Origin of the sequence: Amycolatopsis sulphurea, from assembly GCF_002564045.1 — a bacterium.
GTDB classification, from domain to species: Bacteria; Actinomycetota; Actinomycetes; order Mycobacteriales; family Pseudonocardiaceae; genus Amycolatopsis; species Amycolatopsis sulphurea.
Map to the genome: position 1 here is coordinate 23149 of NZ_PDJK01000001.1, position 19141 is coordinate 42289.

Annotated in this window: 16 protein-coding genes and 1 pseudogene; 7 read left to right on the forward strand and 10 right to left on the reverse strand. The window is 69.8% G+C overall.

What is annotated here, in order from left to right; translation table 11 throughout:
- The first annotated feature begins 41 nt into the window (after positions 1 to 41).
- From ATK36_RS00120 to ATK36_RS00130, 3 genes are read left to right on the forward strand one after another with little or no spacing between them, the layout of a single operon-like run.
- Positions 42 to 815 carry an ATP-binding cassette domain-containing protein gene (locus ATK36_RS00120; RefSeq protein ID WP_098509282.1) on the forward strand — a complete coding sequence of 258 codons (774 nt, stop codon included), beginning with the start codon at positions 42 to 44 and terminating at the stop codon, positions 813 to 815.
- 23 nt (positions 816 to 838) lie between these two features.
- Positions 839 to 2272 carry a sugar ABC transporter permease gene (locus ATK36_RS00125; RefSeq protein ID WP_098509283.1) on the forward strand — a complete coding sequence of 478 codons (1434 nt, stop codon included), beginning with the start codon at positions 839 to 841 and terminating at the stop codon, positions 2270 to 2272.
- Positions 2273 to 2294: 22 nt separating this feature from the next.
- Positions 2295 to 3464, forward strand: a complete 1170-nt coding sequence (locus ATK36_RS00130; protein ID WP_170069522.1) for an ROK family transcriptional regulator — start codon at positions 2295 to 2297, stop codon at positions 3462 to 3464.
- A gap of 184 nt (positions 3465 to 3648) precedes the next feature.
- Here ATK36_RS00130 and ATK36_RS00135 read toward each other — a convergent pair whose 3' ends face one another.
- Entirely contained in the window at positions 3649 to 3828 is a 180-nt protein-coding gene (locus ATK36_RS00135; protein ID WP_037358805.1) for a DUF7455 domain-containing protein, read from the reverse strand.
- 499 nt (positions 3829 to 4327) lie between these two features.
- On the opposite strand from ATK36_RS00135, the gene ATK36_RS00140 reads away from it, so the two are divergent.
- Positions 4328 to 5641: a type I glutamate--ammonia ligase gene (locus tag ATK36_RS00140; protein ID WP_098509284.1), complete on the forward strand. Its 1314-nt coding sequence runs from the start codon at positions 4328 to 4330 to the stop codon at positions 5639 to 5641.
- A gap of 51 nt (positions 5642 to 5692) precedes the next feature.
- Here the strand turns inward: ATK36_RS00140 and ATK36_RS00145 are convergent.
- A pseudogene (locus tag ATK36_RS00145) lies at positions 5693 to 6056 on the reverse strand (APC family permease); the annotation flags it as partial.
- 82 nt (positions 6057 to 6138) lie between these two features.
- Between ATK36_RS00145 and ATK36_RS00150 the strand changes: the two are divergent.
- Both ATK36_RS00150 and ATK36_RS00155 read left to right on the forward strand, forming a co-directional pair.
- Positions 6139 to 6519 carry a hypothetical protein gene (locus ATK36_RS00150; RefSeq protein ID WP_098509285.1) on the forward strand — a complete coding sequence of 127 codons (381 nt, stop codon included), beginning with the start codon at positions 6139 to 6141 and terminating at the stop codon, positions 6517 to 6519.
- A 20-nt stretch (positions 6520 to 6539) separates the two neighbouring features.
- Entirely contained in the window at positions 6540 to 7535 is a 996-nt protein-coding gene (locus tag ATK36_RS00155; protein WP_098509286.1) for a phosphotransferase family protein, read from the forward strand.
- Here the strand turns inward: ATK36_RS00155 and ATK36_RS00160 are convergent.
- The 7 genes from ATK36_RS00160 to ppgK all read right to left on the reverse strand — a co-directional run bounded on the left by ATK36_RS00160 (position 7512) and on the right by ppgK (position 17416).
- Complete coding sequence (locus ATK36_RS00160; RefSeq protein ID WP_098509287.1) at positions 7512 to 8444, reverse strand: DUF3592 domain-containing protein; 933 nt, start codon at positions 8442 to 8444, stop codon at positions 7512 to 7514. The genes ATK36_RS00155 and ATK36_RS00160 overlap by 24 nt on opposite strands.
- Positions 8445 to 8525: 81 nt before the next feature.
- Entirely contained in the window at positions 8526 to 10214 is a 1689-nt protein-coding gene (locus ATK36_RS00165; RefSeq protein ID WP_245914109.1) for an ABC transporter family substrate-binding protein, read from the reverse strand.
- A 42-nt stretch (positions 10215 to 10256) separates the two neighbouring features.
- Positions 10257 to 12380: an ABC transporter ATP-binding protein gene (locus ATK36_RS00170; RefSeq protein WP_098509289.1), complete on the reverse strand. Its 2124-nt coding sequence runs from the start codon at positions 12378 to 12380 to the stop codon at positions 10257 to 10259.
- A complete protein-coding gene (locus tag ATK36_RS00175; RefSeq protein ID WP_098509290.1) occupies positions 12377 to 13378 on the reverse strand; it encodes an ABC transporter permease in 1002 nt (333 codons plus the stop codon). Before ATK36_RS00175 ends, ATK36_RS00170 begins: the two co-directional genes overlap by 4 nt.
- Positions 13378 to 14355: an ABC transporter permease gene (locus tag ATK36_RS00180; protein ID WP_098509291.1), complete on the reverse strand. Its 978-nt coding sequence runs from the start codon at positions 14353 to 14355 to the stop codon at positions 13378 to 13380. Before ATK36_RS00180 ends, ATK36_RS00175 begins: the two co-directional genes overlap by 1 nt.
- A 669-nt stretch (positions 14356 to 15024) precedes the next feature.
- On the reverse strand, positions 15025 to 16443 hold the full coding sequence (locus tag ATK36_RS00190) for an RNA polymerase sigma factor (protein ID WP_098509293.1): 1419 nt from the start codon (positions 16441 to 16443) through the stop codon (positions 15025 to 15027).
- A 211-nt stretch (positions 16444 to 16654) separates the two neighbouring features.
- On the reverse strand, positions 16655 to 17416 hold the full coding sequence (gene ppgK, locus ATK36_RS00195; protein WP_098509294.1) for a polyphosphate--glucose phosphotransferase: 762 nt from the start codon (positions 17414 to 17416) through the stop codon (positions 16655 to 16657).
- A gap of 64 nt (positions 17417 to 17480) precedes the next feature.
- Between ppgK and ATK36_RS00200 the strand changes: the two genes are divergently transcribed.
- The gene (locus tag ATK36_RS00200; protein ID WP_098509295.1) at positions 17481 to 18302 is read left to right on the forward strand and encodes an inositol monophosphatase family protein; all 822 of its coding nucleotides are present in this window, start codon (positions 17481 to 17483) and stop codon (positions 18300 to 18302) included.
- 16 nt (positions 18303 to 18318) lie between these two features.
- Here the strand turns inward: ATK36_RS00200 and cei are convergent, their stop codons facing one another.
- Positions 18319 to 19005, reverse strand: a complete 687-nt coding sequence (cei, locus tag ATK36_RS00205) for an envelope integrity protein Cei (RefSeq protein ID WP_098509296.1) — start codon at positions 19003 to 19005, stop codon at positions 18319 to 18321.
- Positions 19006 to 19141 lie beyond the last annotated feature (136 nt).

Sequence of the window (19141 nt, forward strand, 5' to 3'; positions counted from 1 at the left end):
ACGCGTCCCGGCCCGGTCCCCACGGGAGAGACAAGCGAACCATGAGCGAGCCCATTCTCGACATCTCCGGCCTGAACAAGAGCTTCGGCCCGGTCCACGTCCTGCACGACGTGGACTTCGCGGTGCGCGCGGGCGAAGTGACCGCGCTCGTCGGCGACAACGGGGCCGGTAAGTCCACTTTGGTCAAATGCATCGCCGGCATCCACCCGTACGACACCGGCAAGGTGACCTTCGGCGGCGAGCAGGTGCACATCCACGGCCCGAAGGACGCCTCCGAACTCGGCATCGAGGTCGTCTACCAGGATCTCGCGCTGGCCGACAACCTCGACATCGTGCAGAACATGTTCCTCGGCCGGGAGCGCGGCAGCTCCTGGCTGCTGGACGAGGCCGCGATGGAGAAGGCCGCCCGCGAGACGCTGGCCTCCCTCTCGGTGCGCACGGTGAAGTCCGTGCGCACCCCGGTCTCCGCGCTCTCGGGCGGTCAGCGCCAGACCGTGGCGATCGCGAAATCGGTGCTGTGGAACAGCAAGGTCGTGATCCTGGACGAGCCGACCGCGGCACTCGGCGTCGCGCAGACCCGGCAGGTGCTCGATCTGGTCCGCCGGCTCGCCGAGCAGGGCCTGGGCGTGGTGCTGATCAGCCACAACATGGCCGACGTGTTCGAGGTCGCGGACCGGATCGACGTGCTGTACCTGGGCAGGCTGGTGGCCGAGGTGCTGACCAAGGACGTGACGCACAGCCAGATCGTCGAACTCATCACCGCGGGCCGGTCGGGCGACCTCGGCCTCGCCCGCCCCGAAGCCGTCGCTCTGTGAGCAGCCACGAGAAAGAACCTGCCATGACTGAAACCCCTGCGAAGCCGGCGAACCCGGAGGCGGGCAGCGGCGCCATCACCGACTTCGGCATCGACACGACCTCGATGTCCACCGGTGAGGCCATCAAGGACTACTTCGCCCGGATGAAGGACGGCCAGCTCGGCTCCATCCCGGCCGTGCTGGGCGTGATCGTGCTGGCGATCCTGTTCAGCGCGCTGTCCGGGGACTTCTTCACCCTGCGCAACATCGCGAACCTGCTCGAACAGGGCGCCGGGCAGACCATCATCGCGATGGGCATCGTGTTCGTGCTGCTGCTCGGCGAGATCGACCTGTCCGCCGGTACCGCCTCGGGCGTGTGCGCCGGGCTGATGGCGCTGCACTACGTGCGCAACGGGAATCTGCTCGGCTCCATGGGCACCGGGGTGTTCGTCACCTTCATCGTGGTGCTCGTGATCGCGGCGGGACTCGCGCTGCTGCAACGGATCTGGGCCGGTGCGGTCATTTCGGTGATCGGCATCGTGATCATCCTGATCGGCGCCCCGGTGAACGCCTGGGTGGAGATGGCGATCGCGATCTGCACCGGGACGGCGATCGGCTGTATCACCGGGTTCCTGGTCTCGAAGATCGGCATGCCCTCGTTCGTGGTGACGCTGGCGTTGTTCATTGTGTGGCAGGGCGTACTGCTGCAGTTCATCGGCGAAGGCGGCACGCTGCCGATCAGCACCAGCGACACGCTCAACGCGGTGGCCAACGGAAACCTGTCGGTGACAGGCAGCTGGGTGCTGTTCGTCGTGGCGGTCGGCGGGTACGCGGTCATCGCGCTCGGGCAGCACTTCACCCGGCTGCGGCGGGGGCTGGTGGTGCAGCCGACGCCGATCGTGGTGTTCAAGGTCGGCGTGCTCGCGGTGCTCGCCGCGGTCTCGACCTACCTGCTCACGGTGAACCGCTCGTCCAACGACCAGGTGAGCATCCAGGGCGTGCCGTACGTGGTGCCGATCGTGCTGGTGCTGCTGTTCGCGGGGACCTACGTGCTCAACCGGACCAAGTACGGACGGCACCTGTATGCGGTGGGCGGCAACAAGGAAGCCGCCCGGCGGGCCGGCATCAACGTGCCGAAGCTGCGCACGAGCGTGTTCGTGATCAGCTCGTCGTTCGCCGCGATCGGCGCGATCGTGTACTCGTCGAAGATCGGCGCGGTGAACCCGCAATCCGGTGGCCTGAACACGCTGCTGTTCGCGGTCGGCGCGGCGGTGATCGGCGGGACCTCCCTGTTCGGCGGCAAGGGCCGGGTCATCGACGCGGTGATCGGTGGTGCCGTGCTGGCCATCGTGAACAACGGGCTCGGCCTGCTGCAGCAGTCGGCCGCGGTGGTCAACATCGTGACCGGCCTGGTGCTGATGCTGGCCGCGACCGTCGACGCGTTGTCCCGGCGGCGAGCCGAGGCGTCGGCGCGCTGAGGGCCGATGGGAAGATAGCCTGGTGAGCAGCTCGCCCGTCGCCCGCCCGGACGAGGTGCGCCGGCACAACCGCACGACTCTGCTGCGGCTGTTGCACGTGGGTGGCCCGAGCACGCGGGCCGCGCTGGCTGCCGAACTCGGGCTCAACCGCAGCACGATCAAGACCCTCGTGGACGGGCTCGCCGAGGCGGGCGTCGTCGAGGAGCGGGTGCCCCGGCCGGGGCGGGGGGCCGGGCGCCCCTCGCTCCTGGTCCTGCCGCAACCGCACGCCGCGGTGGTGCTCGCGGTCGACCTGCAGGTCGAGCACGTGGCGATGGCGCTGGTCGGGCTGGGCGGGCAGATCCTGGTCCGGGACAGCTGGCATCTGCGCACGCCCACCCGCACCGCGGACGAGGTGATCACGCACGTGATCGAGTCGACCCGGGTGCTCGCCGCCGATCTCGGCGTGGACCCGGTGGCCGCCGGCATCGCGGTGCCCGGCGTCGTCCGCCGCGCGGACGGGCACGTGCACGAGGCGCCCAACCTGCGCTGGACCGACGTCGCCCTCGGCGAACGCCTTGGTGGCGTGCTGCGCATCCCCATCCTGGTCGGCAACGACGCCGAGCTGGGCGCGCTCGCGGAGCACCTGCGCGGCGTCGCCCGCGGCTCGTCCGACGCGGTGTACGTCTCCGCCGATGTCGGCGTGGGCGGCGGCGTGATCGCGCAAGGCTCGTCGCTGAGCGGCGGCGCGGGCTACTTCGGGGAGATCGGGCACATGGTGATCCGCCCCGGCGGGCGGCCGTGCTACTGCGGCAACAGCGGATGCTGGGAGACCGAGATCGGCGAAGCCGCGCTGTGCCGTGCTTTGGGCCTGCCCGAAGGCATCGCCCGCGGCGCGATCCTGGTGGAACTGCGCGAACTGGCCCGCGATCCGGAAGCGGCGCTGGAGCGGCTCGCGGAGTTCACCGAGTGGCTGACTCTCGGCCTGGTGAACGTGGTGAACCTGCTGGGCCCGCAGCTGGTGGTGCTGGGGGACCTGCTGACCGTGCTGCCCGAGGCGGTGATCCGGGTCGTCGCCGAGGAGGTCCGGCGGCGCAGCCTGGTGAGCCGGGCGGTGGGCGGGACCCGGATCGTCAGCTCGGTCCTGGGCGCGGACGTGAAGCTGCTCGGCGCCGCGGAAGTCGCCTTCGAAACCGTCCTCGACACGGTCTGAACCTGCTTGCCGATGGGCTGTGAAGGGGCCCTTCACGGACTCAGAGTCCGTGAAGGGCCCCTTCACAGCCTCTGAGTCCGTGGCGACGGGCCGGGGTCCCGGGATGTGGAACGGCCCCGAAACGGCCGGAGGCGGCAGGTGCGCCGGGCACCTGCCGCCTCCGGGACGGAAGTCTGGTCGTCGGTTACTTCTGGATCTCTGCCGCGAGCTCCTTGAGCTTCGCCTCGTGTTCGCGGGCGTGGTGGCCGCAGAAGAGCAGTTCGCCTCCGGAGCTGAGTACGGCGCGGACCTGAGCTGCTGCTCCACACCGGTCGCAACGGTCGGCGGCGGTCAATTCGGGGCGGGTGAGCGTCGGCGTTGTCATGGGGGTCTCCCTCCGTCCCGGTACCGGTCTCCCGGTACCTCGATCCAGCTACGCCCACTTCGGAGAGACTGCCTTCGGCGGGATCGCTTCCGGCTCCGCGGTGTTCGTGCTTCCACTCTTGCAGACGTTTCGCTGCCCGCAAGTGTTCCCGCGCCGGTGGGAGGTGTGTCACGCCGAATTACCCCGGTTGCCGTAGCGCCCGGCGCCGGGCACTGCTCCACCCCACCCAATGCCGGACATTTTGCGTGGTCAGACCCTATGCGGGGGAGGATTTCGGGTGGCCGGGGAAACCCGGCGACGCGATTCCGGTGCGGGTCTTGTTCGTTCTCAGCGGAATTTTCCGGGGTCTGCCGGTCTGGTCCTCGCGGCCGGGGTTTCCGGGCAAGCGGATCCGGGCGGAGTGTGTTCTTCGCCACGGTGGCCCGGAATCCGGCCGGGAGGGCCGATCGGATCGCTCGGCGCCGGACCGGAATACTGACAGTGACGAAGGGAGCACACTATGGCCAAGGCGGCGTCGGCGGCGGCGAAGGATCTGGCTGCGGCGGGGGTCGGCGGCGTCCATCTGGCCTGGGCGGACAACAACGGCATCCCCCGGTCACGAGTCGTGCCGATCGCCGGTCTGGCCGACGCGGCGGTACGCGGGGTCGGCGCGACCACGCTGTTCGCCGTGTTCGACAGCCACGACATGATCACCTACGCGCACGCCGGGCTATCGACTCCGTCCGGGGACCATCGGCTCGTCCCGGTCGTCGAGCGGCTCCGGCGGCTGACCGGGCAGCCTGCGTTCGCCTGGGTGCCGGTGTGGCAGCGCACCGTGGCGGACGAGCCCTCGCCGTACTGCCCGCGCGCGGTCCTGCAGCGGCAAGTGGACGAAGCGGCCCGGCGCGGTCTCGAATTCCGCGCGGGCTACGAGATGGAGTTCACCGTGACGCCGGGCCATCCCGGCCCGGCCTACAGCCCGCACGCGCTGATCGGCCTCGACGGTTTCGTGGCCGCGATCCTGCACGACTTCGCCGGGAACGGCCTGCAGATCGGCCAGCTGCACGCCGAGTACGGCCCGGCGCAGCTGGAATTGTCCCTGGCCGCAACGGATCCGCTGTCCGCGGCCGACGACCAGCTGCTCGCCCGCCAGACCATCCACGCGGCCGCGCACGCGCACGGGCTGCGCGTGAGCTTCTCCCCGCTGCCGGACCTCACCGGCGCGGGCAACGGCTGGCACCTGCACACCTCCGTGCGCAGCAACGGCAAGAACCTGCTCGCCGGGCCGGGCCAGGAGGGCGCCGCCTACATCGGCGGGCTGCTGCGGGATCTGCCCGCGCTGACCGCGATCACCGCCCCCAGCGTGGCGTCCGCGATGCGGCAGCGGCCGGGCTACTACACCGGGGCGTACGGATTCTGGGGTGTCGAGAACCGTGAGGCGCCGCTGCGGTATGTGCTGGGCTCGGAGCTGCTCGGGCAGGGCCACGCGAATGTCGAGCTGAAAGCCTCCGACGCGTCGGCCAACCCGTACCTCGCGCTGGCCGTCGTGCTCGCCTCCGCGATGGCCGGGATCGAGGACGGGGTGGTTCCGCCCGAGCCGATCAGCCAGGACCCGGGCACCTGGAGCGAAGCGGAACGGGAGGCGCGCGGCGTGCGGCCGTTGCCCGCGAACCACGCCGAGAAGGACGAGGCGTTGCGCGCCAGCCCGCGGGTTTCCGGTGTGCTGGGGGAGGAATTGCTGGGTGCGTTCCGCGCGGTGCGGGCCTCGGATGCGGCGTGGGCGGCCGAGCGGACTCCGGAGGAGATCCTCGACGCGCACCGGTGGCGCTACTGAGGTGATCGTCCCGTCCGTCTATAGTGGACATTTACCGGGAGACGGTGCGGCTCAGTCTTTTTCGCGTGCGGCCAGGCGGGAGTGCTTGCGTCCGTAGCAGAAATAGAGGAGCAGTCCGAGCACCAGCCAGGCGGCGAACCGGATCCACGTGAGCACGTCGAGGTTGAGCATCAGGGAGAAGCAGGCGAGCGCGGCGATGACCGGCACCACCGGGGAGAACGGCACGGTGCAGGTCCGGCCGCCGTTTGCGCAGCACCGGGACCGCCACCGCGACGATGATCATCGCGGACAGCGCGCCGATGCCGACCATGTCCGACAGCGCGTCGATCGGCACGAAGGCGGCGAGCCCGGCGATCAGCACCGCCCCGCCGATGGTCATCCGATGCGGGGTGCCCCAGCGCGGGTGCGTGGTGCCGCTGCAAAGTCGAGGGCCGTACCCGTCGGCCAGTGCGGTGGCGAATCCAGCAGGCCGGCCCGGGGGTAGCTAGAGTGGAGTCATGAACGGCGCCACGGCCGGAACCCTTGTGCTGTTCGCCGTGGTCAGCCTCGCCCCCTCGGCGCTGTTCTGGGCTGCGTTGCGGACCCCCGCGCTCGTGCGGCGGCTGCGCCGGGCGCGCCCGGTCCCGTCCGGGCCGCCTGTGGAACAGGTCGCCGCCGATCTGCGCCGGGTCCGCCGGACGCTCGCCGGATTCCCGCCCGGCACACCCGCCGCCCGCCGGATCGGCACCCGGCAGGCCTACGACGAGCTGCTCCTCACCGCCTGCCGGGAACTGGGCGTCGAGCATCGGCTCGCCACCCTGCCGGAGGGCTTCGAACGCGAGCTGGAACGGCTGCGGGTGGCCGACACCCTGTCGCGGCGTGGCCTCGTGCTGCACTGATCACGTGGCAGGATGCCCGGGTGGAGTTCCATCCGCTGGACCGGCCCGTGGACGCGTTCCAGCGTGCGCTCACCGCGCCCCTCGTCGAGCTGCTGTGCCGCCGTGCGCTCGGCTCGCACATCCACGTGCTCGCGGCCACCGAGCTGGGGCTGGGCAGTTACAACACGACCTACCGGGTGGAGCTGGCCGACGGTCCGGTGATCCTGCGGGTGGCCCCGGAACCGGCCCGGCAGACCCGGACCGAACGGCAGTTCATGCGCAACGAATACCTTGCCACGCCGTACTTCGCGCCGATCGCGCCGCTGCTGCCGCGCACGCTCGCCGCGGATTTCACCCACGAGGTGATCGGCCGCGACTACCTGGTGCAGGAGGTCCTCGACGGACGCCCGGCGCCTGAGGTGCTGCCGGGCTCCGCGCCAGATGCCCGTCGCCCCTACTTCCGCCGCCTCGGCGAGATCACCCGCGCCGTGCACGGTGTGCGTGGGCCGGGCTTCGGGGCCGTCGCCGGTCCGCACACGGATACTTGGAGCGAAGCGCTCGTACGCTGCTTCGCGGACAATGCTGCGGATTTAGACGACCTCGGCCTCGATGCGTCCGATGTGCGCGCGGTGGGCGACCGTGCCGCACAGGACGCCGCGTTGCTCAACGAGATCACCGAACCCCGTCTGCTGCACGGGGATCTGTGGCACGTGAACGTGATGGTGTCCCCGGATCTGGAGATCACCGGCGTCTTCGACCACGACCGGAGCTGGTGGGGAGACCCGGCCGCGGACTGGACGATCTGGATGACCGCGAAGAAGCCGGGCACCGAGCGAGACGCGTTCTGGGAGACCTACGGCCCGCTCGCCGCCACCCCGCAGGCCCGGCGACGGGCGCTGTACTACCGGGCACGGCACCTGGCCGCTGTCCGGCTGGAACGGCACCGGTACGAGCAGCGGGAGCGGCTGGCCGATTCCTACACCGAACTGGGCGAGGTGCTGGCGGCGCTGGACTCAGGACGGATCGGACCCGCGTAGCGCGGCCCACCAGAACCCGAACGCCGCGATCAGCACGGTGACCACGAGCCAGCCGGTGAACCCGCTGCCGTCGACCAGCGCCCAGAACACCCCGGCCACCGGCGCGACGGCCAGCACCGGCAGGTCCGTACGGAACTGGTGCCGCAGCGGCACCGGGCGGACCGCGGCGGCGCTGCGTTCCTCGTCCGGCCCGGCCGGGTTGTCCGTGCGTCGCCCGCGTGGCTCGGCCATGCGCGTCGCGCCCGCGGGGTACAGCACTTCCCCGGCCACCCGGACCGCGACGTGCCGGTCCTGCCGCAGATCACCGAGTACCTCGACCTTCACCGGCGACGGCAGGCCGATCAGCGTGGGGGAGAAGTAGACCGGAATCCACCGTGGCGTCGCGCCTTCGGTCTCCAGCCAGGACCGGGTGAGCAGGCCACGTTGCAGCTTGACCCGGCGTACCGGCACAGTGCTCCGTACGGCGGCACGAGCGGGCCGGACGAACCGGGTCAGCAGCAGGAACCCGGTCACCAGCAGCACGGCCAGCGCCGCGACCACGGTCACCGTGGCGTAGGTCGACGCGCGGTCCGCGGTGATCAGCGGGGTGGCGCCGGGGATCACCGCCCGCGCCGGATCCGCCGGGTCGTAGCGCACCGGCACGCGGCTGCCGTTCGCTGGGGGAGTGCTGTCGAGCCCGATCGTCGCACTGACGTCCGGCCGCCCCGGCACGGCGAACCGCACCGTGGCCGAGTCCTCGGCGGAACCGGTCACGGTGGCGGTGGTCTGCGGGCCGAATCCCTCCAGCGCCGCACGGGCCTGGCCGAATTCGGCCAGCTGCAGCGCGAGCACCGCGGCGCAGGCGAGCAGCACGGCTGCGCTCGTGACGAGGATGTGGTGCACGGGCCGCAGCCGCAGGATATTCCGCACGGAGAACCACCTTACTGTCCACAAAGGAAGAAGCGGCGCGAACCCGGTCCGCGCCGCTCCTTCTCGTTCACCTGCGCACGGCTACTTCAGGAAACCGATCTTGAGATAGTCGTACGGGTGGTTCGCGTAACCCGGCGAACCGAAGTTGCCCAGCGTCTTGCGCGTCGCGAAGGCGCCCGGCGACTGGAAGATCGGCAGCTGGTGGCCGATCGCCCAGATCTCCTGGTCCGCGGCGTTGATGTCCGCGGCCCGCTTGGTGTCGTCCAGTTCCTGCGCGGCGGTGTCGAGCAGCTTGTTCAGCTTCTCGTCCCCGACATGGCCGTAGTTCTGGCTGATGTTGTTCGGGTCCAGGTAGTAGATGCCCTTGCTGCCGTCGATCGGGAACGAGTTCGACAGCCAGCGGAACAACGTCACGTCGAAGTTGCCGACGTTCACGAAGTTCTTGAAGAACTCGGCGGTCGGCACCTGCTGGATGTCCAGCTGGGCCCCGATCGTCTTGAGCTGCGACTGCAGGAGCTGGCCGGTCTGCTGGCTGATCGGGGTGCCCGAGGGGATCACCATGCGGATCTTCAGCGGCTTGCCGTCCTTGGCGCGGACGTCGCCGGACTGCTTCCAGCCCAGCTTGTCCAGCTCCGCCTTGGCCGCGTTCGCGTCGAACTTGTACGGGCCGGAGTTGTCCGCGTATTCCTTGGCGCCCTTGAGATAGAGGTGATTGCCCAGCGGAGTGGTGTCCTTCTGCATCTGGCCGAGGATCGACTTGGCGATGGTGACCGTGTCGATGCCCTTCATGATGGCCAGCCGCAGGTCCTTGTCGGCGAGGATGGACGAGGCGGCACCGTTGAACGTCAGGTGCGTGTAGTCGGGGTTGTTGGACTGGCGGACCACCGCGTTCGAGTCGGCCTGCGCCCGCTTGAACAGGTTGATGTCGTTGTTGAGGTTGTAGAAGTCGATCTGGCCGTTGGCGAAGGCGTCCGGCAGCGCGGAACGCTCGACGACCTTGTAGGTCACCGTGTCCAGCTTCGGCTTTTCACCCCACCAGGCCGGGTCCCGCTCGACGACGACCTGCTTGCCGGTCTGGTCGATGCTCTTGATCTTGAACGGGCCCGCGGTGATCTCCGGCTTGACCGCCCACCCCTTGTTGAACATGCCCGGGTCGGAGTTGAGCTCCTTCGGGTACAGCGGGGCGAACATCCCCTTCCACTCGGCGTACTTCTTGCCGAAGGTGACCTTGACGTCCTGTTCGTCGGTGCCCTTCTCGACCTTCGCGATGTCCTCGTAGCCGGACGTCGTCGAGACCTGGTAGTCCTTGTTCTTTCCGTTGAGGGCGTTGGCCTGGGCGGCGAAGTCCTCCCAGGAGAACTGCCTGCCGGTGCTCCACTTCGCCTTCGGGTCGATCTTGTACTCGACCACCTGCGGGTCCTGGCTGATCAGCTCGGCCGAGGTGAAATAGCTCTTGTTCAGCGCTACCGAGGCGTCCGAGTTCTGCGTGAAGACGTAGGGCAGGATGGCGCCCTCGATGTACGCGCCGTCGGCCACGGTGCCGTCGACCTGGTGGTAGTTCCAGTTGTCCGGCATCAGGTCTATCGGCCACTGGAGGTTGCCGCCGTCCTTGAGCTTGTCCAGCGGCTGCGGGTTGATGTCGGCGGACTTGACGCTCTGAGTGCCGGCGTCCTGCAGTCCGTTGCCGCCGCCGCTACCGCCGCCGCAAGCGGCGAGCAGGAGCCCCAGAGCGGCAACGGGAGCCACGAGTGCGGCCATTCTCCGTCGCATGGTGAATACCTTTCTTTCCCTTGTGCGCCAACGGACAGGTGGCTACACGACGTCACGGGTCTCGGCGTGATGGCAGGCCGCGTCGTGGTCGGCCCCGCGAGATTCGCGCACGGGCTCGACGTCGACGCAGTTCCTCCGGTCCTCTTCGGACAGACGGGCGAACACGAAGCACCGTGTGCGGAACCGGCAGCCCGAGGGCGGGTTCGCCGGGCTCGGCAGATCGCCGGTGAGGATGATCCGGCTGCGTTCGCGCTCCCGGACCGGGTCCGGGACCGGGATCGCGGACAGCAGCGCCTGGGTGTAGGGGTGCTGCGGGGCCTCGAACACGGTGCGCACGTCGCCGATCTCCACGATCTTGCCGAGGTACATCACCGCCACCCGGTCGGCGATGTGCCGCACCACGGACAGGTCGTGCGCGACGAACAGGTAGGACAGGCCGAGCTTGGCCTTCAGCTCGTCGAGCAGGTTGATCACGCCCGCCTGGATGGACACGTCGAGCGCGGACACCGGCTCGTCCAGCACGATCAGCTTCGGTTCCAGCGCGAGCGCGCGGGCGATGCCGATGCGCTGGCGCTGCCCGCCGGAGAACTCCGCCGGGTACCGCTCGGCGTGCTCGGCCCGGAGGCCGACCAGCCGGAGCAGTTCCGGTACCCGCTGTTCGATCCGGGCCTTGTCGTAGCCGTGCACGACCATCGGCTCGGCGATGATGTCGCCGATCGGCAGCCGCGGGTCCAGCGCGGCCATCGGGTCCTGGAACACCACCTGCAGGTCCCGCCGGATCGCCCGCCGGCCCTTCCCGTCCAGCTTCGCGACGTCCTTGCCCAGCACCGCCACCGAACCGGCCGACGGTGCGGCCAGCTCCAGGATCTCCATCAGCGTGGTCGACTTGCCGCAGCCGGATTCGCCGACCAGGCCCAGGGTTTCGCCTTCGACGAGGTCGAAGCTGATCCCGTCGACCGCCTTGACCGCGCCGACCCTGCGCTTGAGGACCGCGCCCTTGGTCACCACGTAATGCTTCTGCAGGTCCCGCACGTCGAGCACAGTGGCGCGCTCGGCCCGCGGTACCGCGGCGTCCGCGGCCTCCCGGACCACTTCGGCCCCGTACACTTCGGCCGCGCCGACGTCCGGCCGCGCGAGTTCCTCGGTACGGAGGCAGGCCGCCCGGTGCGCGGTGCCGGCCGGCGCGCCCACGGTGATCGTGTGCAGCTCGGGCTCGTCCTGCCGGCAGGCGTCGATCGCGAGCGGGCAGCGCGGCGCGAACGGGCATCCGGCCGGCAGGTCCACCAGTGACGGCGGCTGCCCGTCGATCGGCACGAGCGGCTGCTTCTCCCGCGCGTCCACCCGCGGGATCGAACCCAGCAGGCCCAGCGTGTACGGCATCCGCGGCCGCGCGTAGATGGCCTCCACCGGACCCTGCTCCACCGCGCGCCCGGCGTACATCACCATCAGCCGGTCGGCGAACCCGGCGACCACACCCAGGTCGTGAGTGATGATCACGATACCCGCGCCGGTGACCTCCTGCGCGGTCTTGAGCACCTCCAGCACCTGCGCCTGCACCGTCACGTCCAGCGCGGTGGTCGGTTCGTCGGCGACGATCAGGTCCGGGTCGTTGGCGATCGCTATGGCGATCACCGCGCGCTGGCGCATCCCGCCGGAGAACTCGTGCGGGAACGCCTTCGCGCGCTGCGCGGCGTTCGGGATCCCGACCAGATCGAGCAGCTCGAGGGCACGGTTGTGCGCCTGCTGCTTGGTCATCGAGCCCTTGGCGTGTACCAGCAGCGCCTCGGCGATCTGCGCGCCCACGGTGTACACCGGCGTCAGCGCGGACAGCGGATCCTGGAAGACCATGGCGATCTTCTTGCCACGGATCTTCGACAGCTGGGCGTCGGACCGGCCGATCAGTTCGCTGCCCTGGAACCGGATCGAGCCGGATACCCGGGCCTGCGGCGGCAGCAATCCCATCACCGCCAGCGAGGACACCGACTTGCCGGAGCCCGATTCCCCGACGATGCCAAGTACCTCACCCGCGCCGACCTGATAGCTCAGCCCGCGCACCGCGTGCACCCGGCCGGACTCCGAGGGGAAGGACACCTCCAGATCCGAGACTTCCAGCACGGTGCCGGTCGGCTTGCCGGTCTCCGCGCTCAGTTCGAGTGCGGCGCTCATGCTTGTGCTCCCACGGTGCTGGCGGACGGCGACTTCGTCTTTTCCTCGATGCGCTTGCGCTCCTTGCGCCGCGACCGGCTCGACGACGGGTCGAGCGCGTCCCGCAGGCCGTCCCCGGCGAAGTTCACCGCGAGCACGGTCGCCACCAGGAAACCGGTCGGAATGTAGAACAGCCACGGGAAGGTGCGCACCGCGTCGGAGCCGGCGGAGATCAGCGTGCCCAGTGAGACGTCCGGGGCCTGCACCCCGAACCCGAAGAAGGACAACGAGGTCTCGGTGATGATCGCGGCGCCGACGTTGATCGTCGCGTCGATGATCAGCAGCGAGGCCATGTTCGGCACGATGTGCTTGACGATGATCCGCCAGGAGGACTGGCCCATGAACCGCGCGGCCTGCACGAACTCGCGCTCGCGCAGGGTCAGCGTCATCCCGCGCACGATCCGCGCGGTGATCATCCACTGGAACACCGCGATCAGGCCGACCAGGATCAGCCAGGTCTTGCCGCGGAAGGCCGGCGAGAGGATCGAGATGATCAGGAACGGCGGCAGGATCAGCAGCAGGTCCACCACCCACATCGCGATCCGGTCGGTCCAGCCGCCGAAATACCCGGCCGCGGCGCCGATGATCGAGGCCACGCCGGTGGAGAACAACGCGGCCAGCAGGCCGATGGTCAGCGACTTCTGCAGCCCGCGCATGGTCTGCGCGAACATGTCGCCGCCGATCTGGTTGGTGCCGAACCAATGCGTGCCGTCCGGCGGCATCAGCGTGGCGGCCGGGTCCAGCTCGTCGTAGGCCCACGGCGCGTACCAGGTGTAGGTGAACGCCACCAGGTAGAACAGCACCACCACGAGCAGCCCGGCCACCGCGAGCCGGTTGCGCAGGAACCGGCGGGCGACCAGCTTGCCGCGGCCGGAGGACCGGCTGTCGCGCTCGCTGCCCGCATCGGTGGCCGCGACCGCGGCGTCGGCGAGGTCGGCCTCGTTCAGGGGAGCGGCCATCAGATCCTCACCCTCGGGTCGAGCACGGCGTAGAACACGTCCGCCAGCCAGCCGGCCAGCAGCACGCAGACCGCGATGAACAGGGTCACGGTGGCCACGATGTTCGTGTCCTGCTTCTGGATTCCGGTCACCAGCCAGTCGCCCATGCCGTACCAGCCGAAGATCTTCTCGGTGAAGATGCCGCCCGTGATCAGCAGGCCGAACCCGAAGGCGAACAGCGTCGCCATCGGGATGAGCGCGGTCCGCAGGCCGTGCTTGAACAGTGCGCGCCGGCGGGTCAGGCCTTTGGCCTGCGCGGTGCGCAGGAAGTCCGAGCCGAGCACGTCGAGCATCGCCGAGCGCTGGTAGCGGCTGTAGTAGGCCACCTGGGTCAGCACGATCGCCAACGTGGGCACGATGATGTGCTGCAACCGGTCCAGCACCACGTCCCCGAATCCACCGGAGACGTCGCCGGATTCGCCCTGCACGATGAAGAACTGGTACCCGCCCAGGAGCGTGTCGTTCACCGACTGGGCGCCGGCCTTCAGGATCGTCGCGATCACGAAGACCGGGGTGGAGAGCACCACGAAGGAGAACGTGGTCGCCAGGTAGTCGCTGATCTTGTACTGGCGGATCGCGCTGACGACCCCGACCAGCACACCGATGATGATGCCGAGGGTGATCCCGAGCAGGAACAGCCGCAGGCTCACCCCGGCGCGGCGCAGCAGCTCGTCGGTGATCGGCTGATCGGCGATCGTGCGGCCGAAGTCGCCCTGGAACACGCCGCCCAGCCAGGTCAGGAACCGTTGCGGGATAGGCTGATCCAGGTACAGCTCCGCGGTCTTGGCGTCGATCGTGGACTGCGGGGCGGGCGGATTGCGCAGCTTCAGCGCGTCGAGCGGGCTGAATGCCAGTGATGCCAGGGAAAACGCCGCGAAGGTGGCCACGAGGCACAGGGCCACGTAGTTGACCAGCCGGCGGACGAGGAACCCGATCACGGTTCCCTCGATTCACCCGGGCCGCCGGATCCGCCCCGCGCCGCGGGATTTTCGCGCGAAGGAGTTTTCGTCGAGAACACGTGCCGGTGCTGCCTTCCGAATGCGGACGCTCGTTGCTGGCGCAGCCTAATGCCGAAGATCGTTGCGATCTTCGTTCCCAGGCAACCAAATAGTCACGATTTCCGTAGGCAGCAGGAAAAACTCCGACTTTCGGCCGTAGCGCCGCGGAAGATCTCTCGGTCGGTATGCGCCTCTTTACCGGCGATCATGGTTCCGGAATGGTTCCGCGTATTCCGGCCCCGCTACCGGAACGCCCGGAACGCTCCACTCGCGAAGGCTGTGAAGGGGCCCTTCACGGACGCTGAGGCTGTGAAGGGACCCTTCACGGACGCTGAGGCCGAGGACCCGGCAGTGGGCGATGCGGAGGGTTGTGTGCGACCACCTCGTGGCGTGCGCCGGACCGGTTTCGGGTCTGTGAAGGGGTCCTTCACGGACGCTGAGTCTGTGAAGGACCCCTTGACGGACCTTCACACCGACTTTGCCGGAACGCTCCACTCGCGAAGGCTGTGAAGGGCCCCTTCACAGCCCGCAGGCGCATACCCCGGAAACGCGAGAACCCCGTCGCCGCGGTCCGCGGCAGACGGGGTTCTCGGCACCTGTCCGGGTGGTCTAGTCCAAATAGTCGCGCAGCACCTGGGAACGCGAAGGATGCCGCAGCTTCGACATCGTCTTCGACTCGATCTGCCGGATCCGCTCGCGCGTGACCCCGTAGACCTGGCCGATCTCGTCGAGGGTGCGGGGCTGCCCGTCGGTGAGGCCGAAGCGCAGCCGGACCACGCCCGCCTCGCGCTCGGACAGCGTCTGCAGCACCGACTGGAGCTGGTCCTGCAGCAGCGTGAAGGACACCGCGTCCACCGCCACCACGGCCTCGCTGTCCTCGATGAAGTCACCGAGCTGCGAGTCGCCCTCGTCGCCGATGGTCTGGTCCAGCGAGATCGGCTCCCGCGCGTACTGCTGGATCTCCAGGACCTTCTCCGGCGAGATGTCCATCTCCTTGGCGAGTTCCTCGGGCGTCGGCTCGCGGCCGAGGTCCTGCAGGAGCTCGCGCTGGATGCGGCCGAGCTTGTTGATGACCTCCACCATGTGCACCGGGATGCGGATGGTGCGGGCCTGGTCGGCCATCGCCCGGGTGATCGCCTGGCGGATCCACCAGGTGGCGTAGGTGGAGAACTTGTAGCCCTTGGTGTAGTCGAACTTCTCCACCGCGCGGATCAGGCCGAGGTTGCCCTCCTGGATCAGGTCCAGGAACGCCATGCCGCGGCCGGTGTAGCGCTTGGCCAGCGAGACCACCAGCCGGAGGTTGGCCTCCAGCAGATGGTTCTTGGCCCGCTCCCCGTCGCGCACGATCCACTTGAGATCGCGGCGCATCTGGGTGACGAGCTTCTCGCCCTCCTCCTCGGCGGTGCGCACGCGCTCGGCGGCGTAGAGCCCGGCCTCGATCCGCTTGGCCAGCTCCACCTCCTCCTCGGCGTTGAGCAGCGCGACCTTGCCGATCTGCTTGAGGTAGGCGCGCACCGAGTCGGCCGAGGCGGTGAGCTCGGCGTCCTTGCGCGCCTGGCGCAGGGCCTCGGACTCCTCCTCGTCCCAGACGAAGTCCGGGTTGTCCGAGGAAGAGGAAGAGGACGACGGCTTGCCCTTGTCCGCGGCGGCGGCGCGACGGCGCGCCGCAGGCGTGCCGGTCTCCTCGGCCTCCTCGTCGTCCGAGTCGTCCTCGGTCTCGTCGTTGACCGTCTCGTCGACCACGTCGACCTCGACCTCTTCGAGGTCGGACAGGTCCGGGCTGTCCAGCTCGGCCTCGTCCGGCTCGCCGGGGCCGTCCGGCTCGCCGTCCTCGGTCTTGGGCGCCGCCTTGCCGGCGGGCTTGCGGGCCGGAGCCTTCTTCGCCGCGGTCTTCTTCGCACCTGCCGACTTGGTGGCGGTCTTGCGCGGCGCGGGCTTCGCCTCGCCGGTGGCTGCCTCGTCGGCCGGCTCGCCGGCTGCGGTCGCTGTCTTCGTCCCGCTTCGGGTTGCGGTTCTTGCGGCTGCCACTTACGCCCTTTCGCAGCGGTCGATCATGACGAACCGAGATGTCGACACCTCGGCTGCCTCACATTCGGGGAACACGCCCCGGCCTGCGGATTTCCCTCCCGCAGCCGTGCGCTGCGTTCCATTGTAACGACGTCGGCCCGGTGCGTCGCGAAGCGATCACCCTCCGGCCTGCCGCTCGTGACCGTTCCGGGACGCGGGGCGGCTCCCGGGGTCAGTGCTGGATACCCTCCACAGCCGCCGCCGCGGCCCCGACGATGCCCGCGTTGTTCTGCAGTGATGCGACCACGACCGGGGTGCGCACGTCCAGCAGCGGCACCCATTTCTCGCTCTTTTTGCTCACCCCGCCGCCGACCAGGAACAGATCCGGCCAGATCAGGTTCTCGAGCACGGTCAGGTAGCGGTGCACCCGCTTGGCCCAATCCGGGTACGACAGGCCCTCGTTGTCCTTCACCGAGGCCGCGGCCCGCTTCTCCGCGTCGTGCCCGTCGACCTCCAGATGGCCGAGTTCGGTGTTCGGCACGAGCTTGCCGTCGTGGAACACGGCGCTGCCGATGCCGGTGCCGAAGGTCAGCAGCGCGGAGACGCCGGTGCGCGCGGCCGGATCGCCGAAGCGGATCTCGGCCATGCCCGCCGCGTCCGCGTCGTTGAGCATCGCGACGTCGGCGACGTCGAGGCCGAGCCGTTCGGCGAACAGCGCGTCCGCGTCCGTGCCGATCCATTTGTGGTCGATGTTGGCCGCGGTGTGCGCGACGCCCTTCTTCACCACGGCGGGCAGCGTCACGCCGACCGGCCCGTCCCACCCGGCGGCGCGGACGATCTCCGCGACGACGTCGGCCACCGCGTCGGGGGTGGACGGCTGCGGCGTGTCGATCCGGTGCCGATCGCCGATCAGCTGTCCGTGGTCCAAATCGACCAGCGCGCCCTTGATCCCGCTGCCGCCGATGTCGATTCCGAAACCTCGGGTCGCCGTCACTGACGTGGTCCCTTCTCGCACGATTCAGAAGCCTGCTGCGGAGACTTTAACCGGATGTGATGACATGGCCGACGTGGGAGCTGACGAGTTGGTGCTGAAGAAGATCGCCGAACAGGTCGCGGGCGAGGCCGCCGAGCTGGTCCGGTCCGCGTGGGAATCCCTGCGCGCGGGCGGGGACCTGCGGGTGGACACGAAATCCGCGGAAACCGATGTGGTCACCGCGGCCGATCGGGAGTCCGAGGAGCTGGTGCGGGCCCGCCTGGCCGTGCTGCGCCCGGGCGAACCCGTGCTCGGCGAGGAGGGCGGCGGCACGGCCGCGAGCGGCGGGGTGACCTGGGTCGTCGATCCGATCGACGGCACCGTGAACTTCCTGTACGGCCTGCCCGATTTCGCGGTGTCGATCGCGGCGCAGGTGGACGGTGTCTCGGTGGCGGGCGCGGTGATCGAACCGGTCAGCGGCCGCTGCTGGACCGCCGCCCGCGGCGAGGGCGCCTGGCTCGACGGGCGTCAGCTGTCGGTGTCCGAACCGGCGCGGCTCGACCTCGCGTTGGTCGGTACCGGGTTCGCGTACGTGCGTGAGCGTCGCGTCCGTCAGGCTGCGCTCGTGGCCGCGCTGGCCGGTGAAGTCCGCGACATCCGCCGCCGCGGCGCGGGCTCGCTGGACTTGTGCGCGACCGGCGCGGGCTGGCTGGACGCGTACTTCGAGCACGGCCTGCACCGCTGGGACTGGGCCGCGGGCGGGCTCGTGGCCGAAGAAGCCGGTGCGACCGTGCTGCTGCCGGGCAGCGCCCCGGACCTCGGCGAGGACATGACGTTCGTCGCGGCCCCGCCGATCGCCGCGCAGCTGCGCGAGCGGCTGGTCACGCACGGCGCCGCCGGAATCTGACGGCGGCTCGGCAGGTTCAGCAGGTGACGTCGCGGGCGGCGGCGAGCAGGGTCTGGTCGACCGTCGGCGCGCCGCTGCCCGACGACTGCTCGCTGCCGCCACCACTGCCCTGGTGGGCGTGGGACCAGTCGGAGAGCTGCTTGAGCACGGTGCGGGCCTCGGCGCGCGGCTGGATGTCGGTGAAGAGCTTGCCGGTGGCCAGATCGACGCTGGCGTCCCGGCGGTTGTCGTGGACCAGCTCCGCGCACGGGGCCACCAGGCTCACCGTGCGGGCGGCGGCGGCGCCGTTGTCGCCGTAGCGGATCTGGCCGCGGCACTGCGCGTCGCCCTTGGGGTAGGCCGGGTCGTTGCCGGGGTCGCCGATGCCGGTGAAGCCCAGCTCGCGCAGCGCGGAGGTGGCGATGCCGCCCTGGCCGCGGGTGGTGCTGGCGTTGAGCACCTTCAGCGTGACCTTGTCCGGCGGGATGGGGGAGCGGTCGTCGAGACCGTTGTGCGGCACGGAGGTGAAGACCGCCCCCGGCTGTGGCGCGGGGTCGGGCGTGCAGCGCACCGCCTCGTCGACATCGCCGCGGCCGACCACCGCGTTGACCCAGACGACCACCGCGCCGAGCGCGAGCACCCCGATCACGATGAGCGCGGGCAACGGCCGGTGCCTGCGATAGGGCCGCGCATCACGGTTGCCCGAGCCGTTCCCCGACGCCACTGCCGCGTCCCCTTCCCCGAAGCGGGGATCCCGCGGCCCCGCTGTAGCCGACGGTGTACTCACCGGAACCGTCGTAGCCGGTGAGCCTAGGCGTTCCACCCCGCACCCGGTGGTGCGGGGCGCTTTCGCCGCCGTG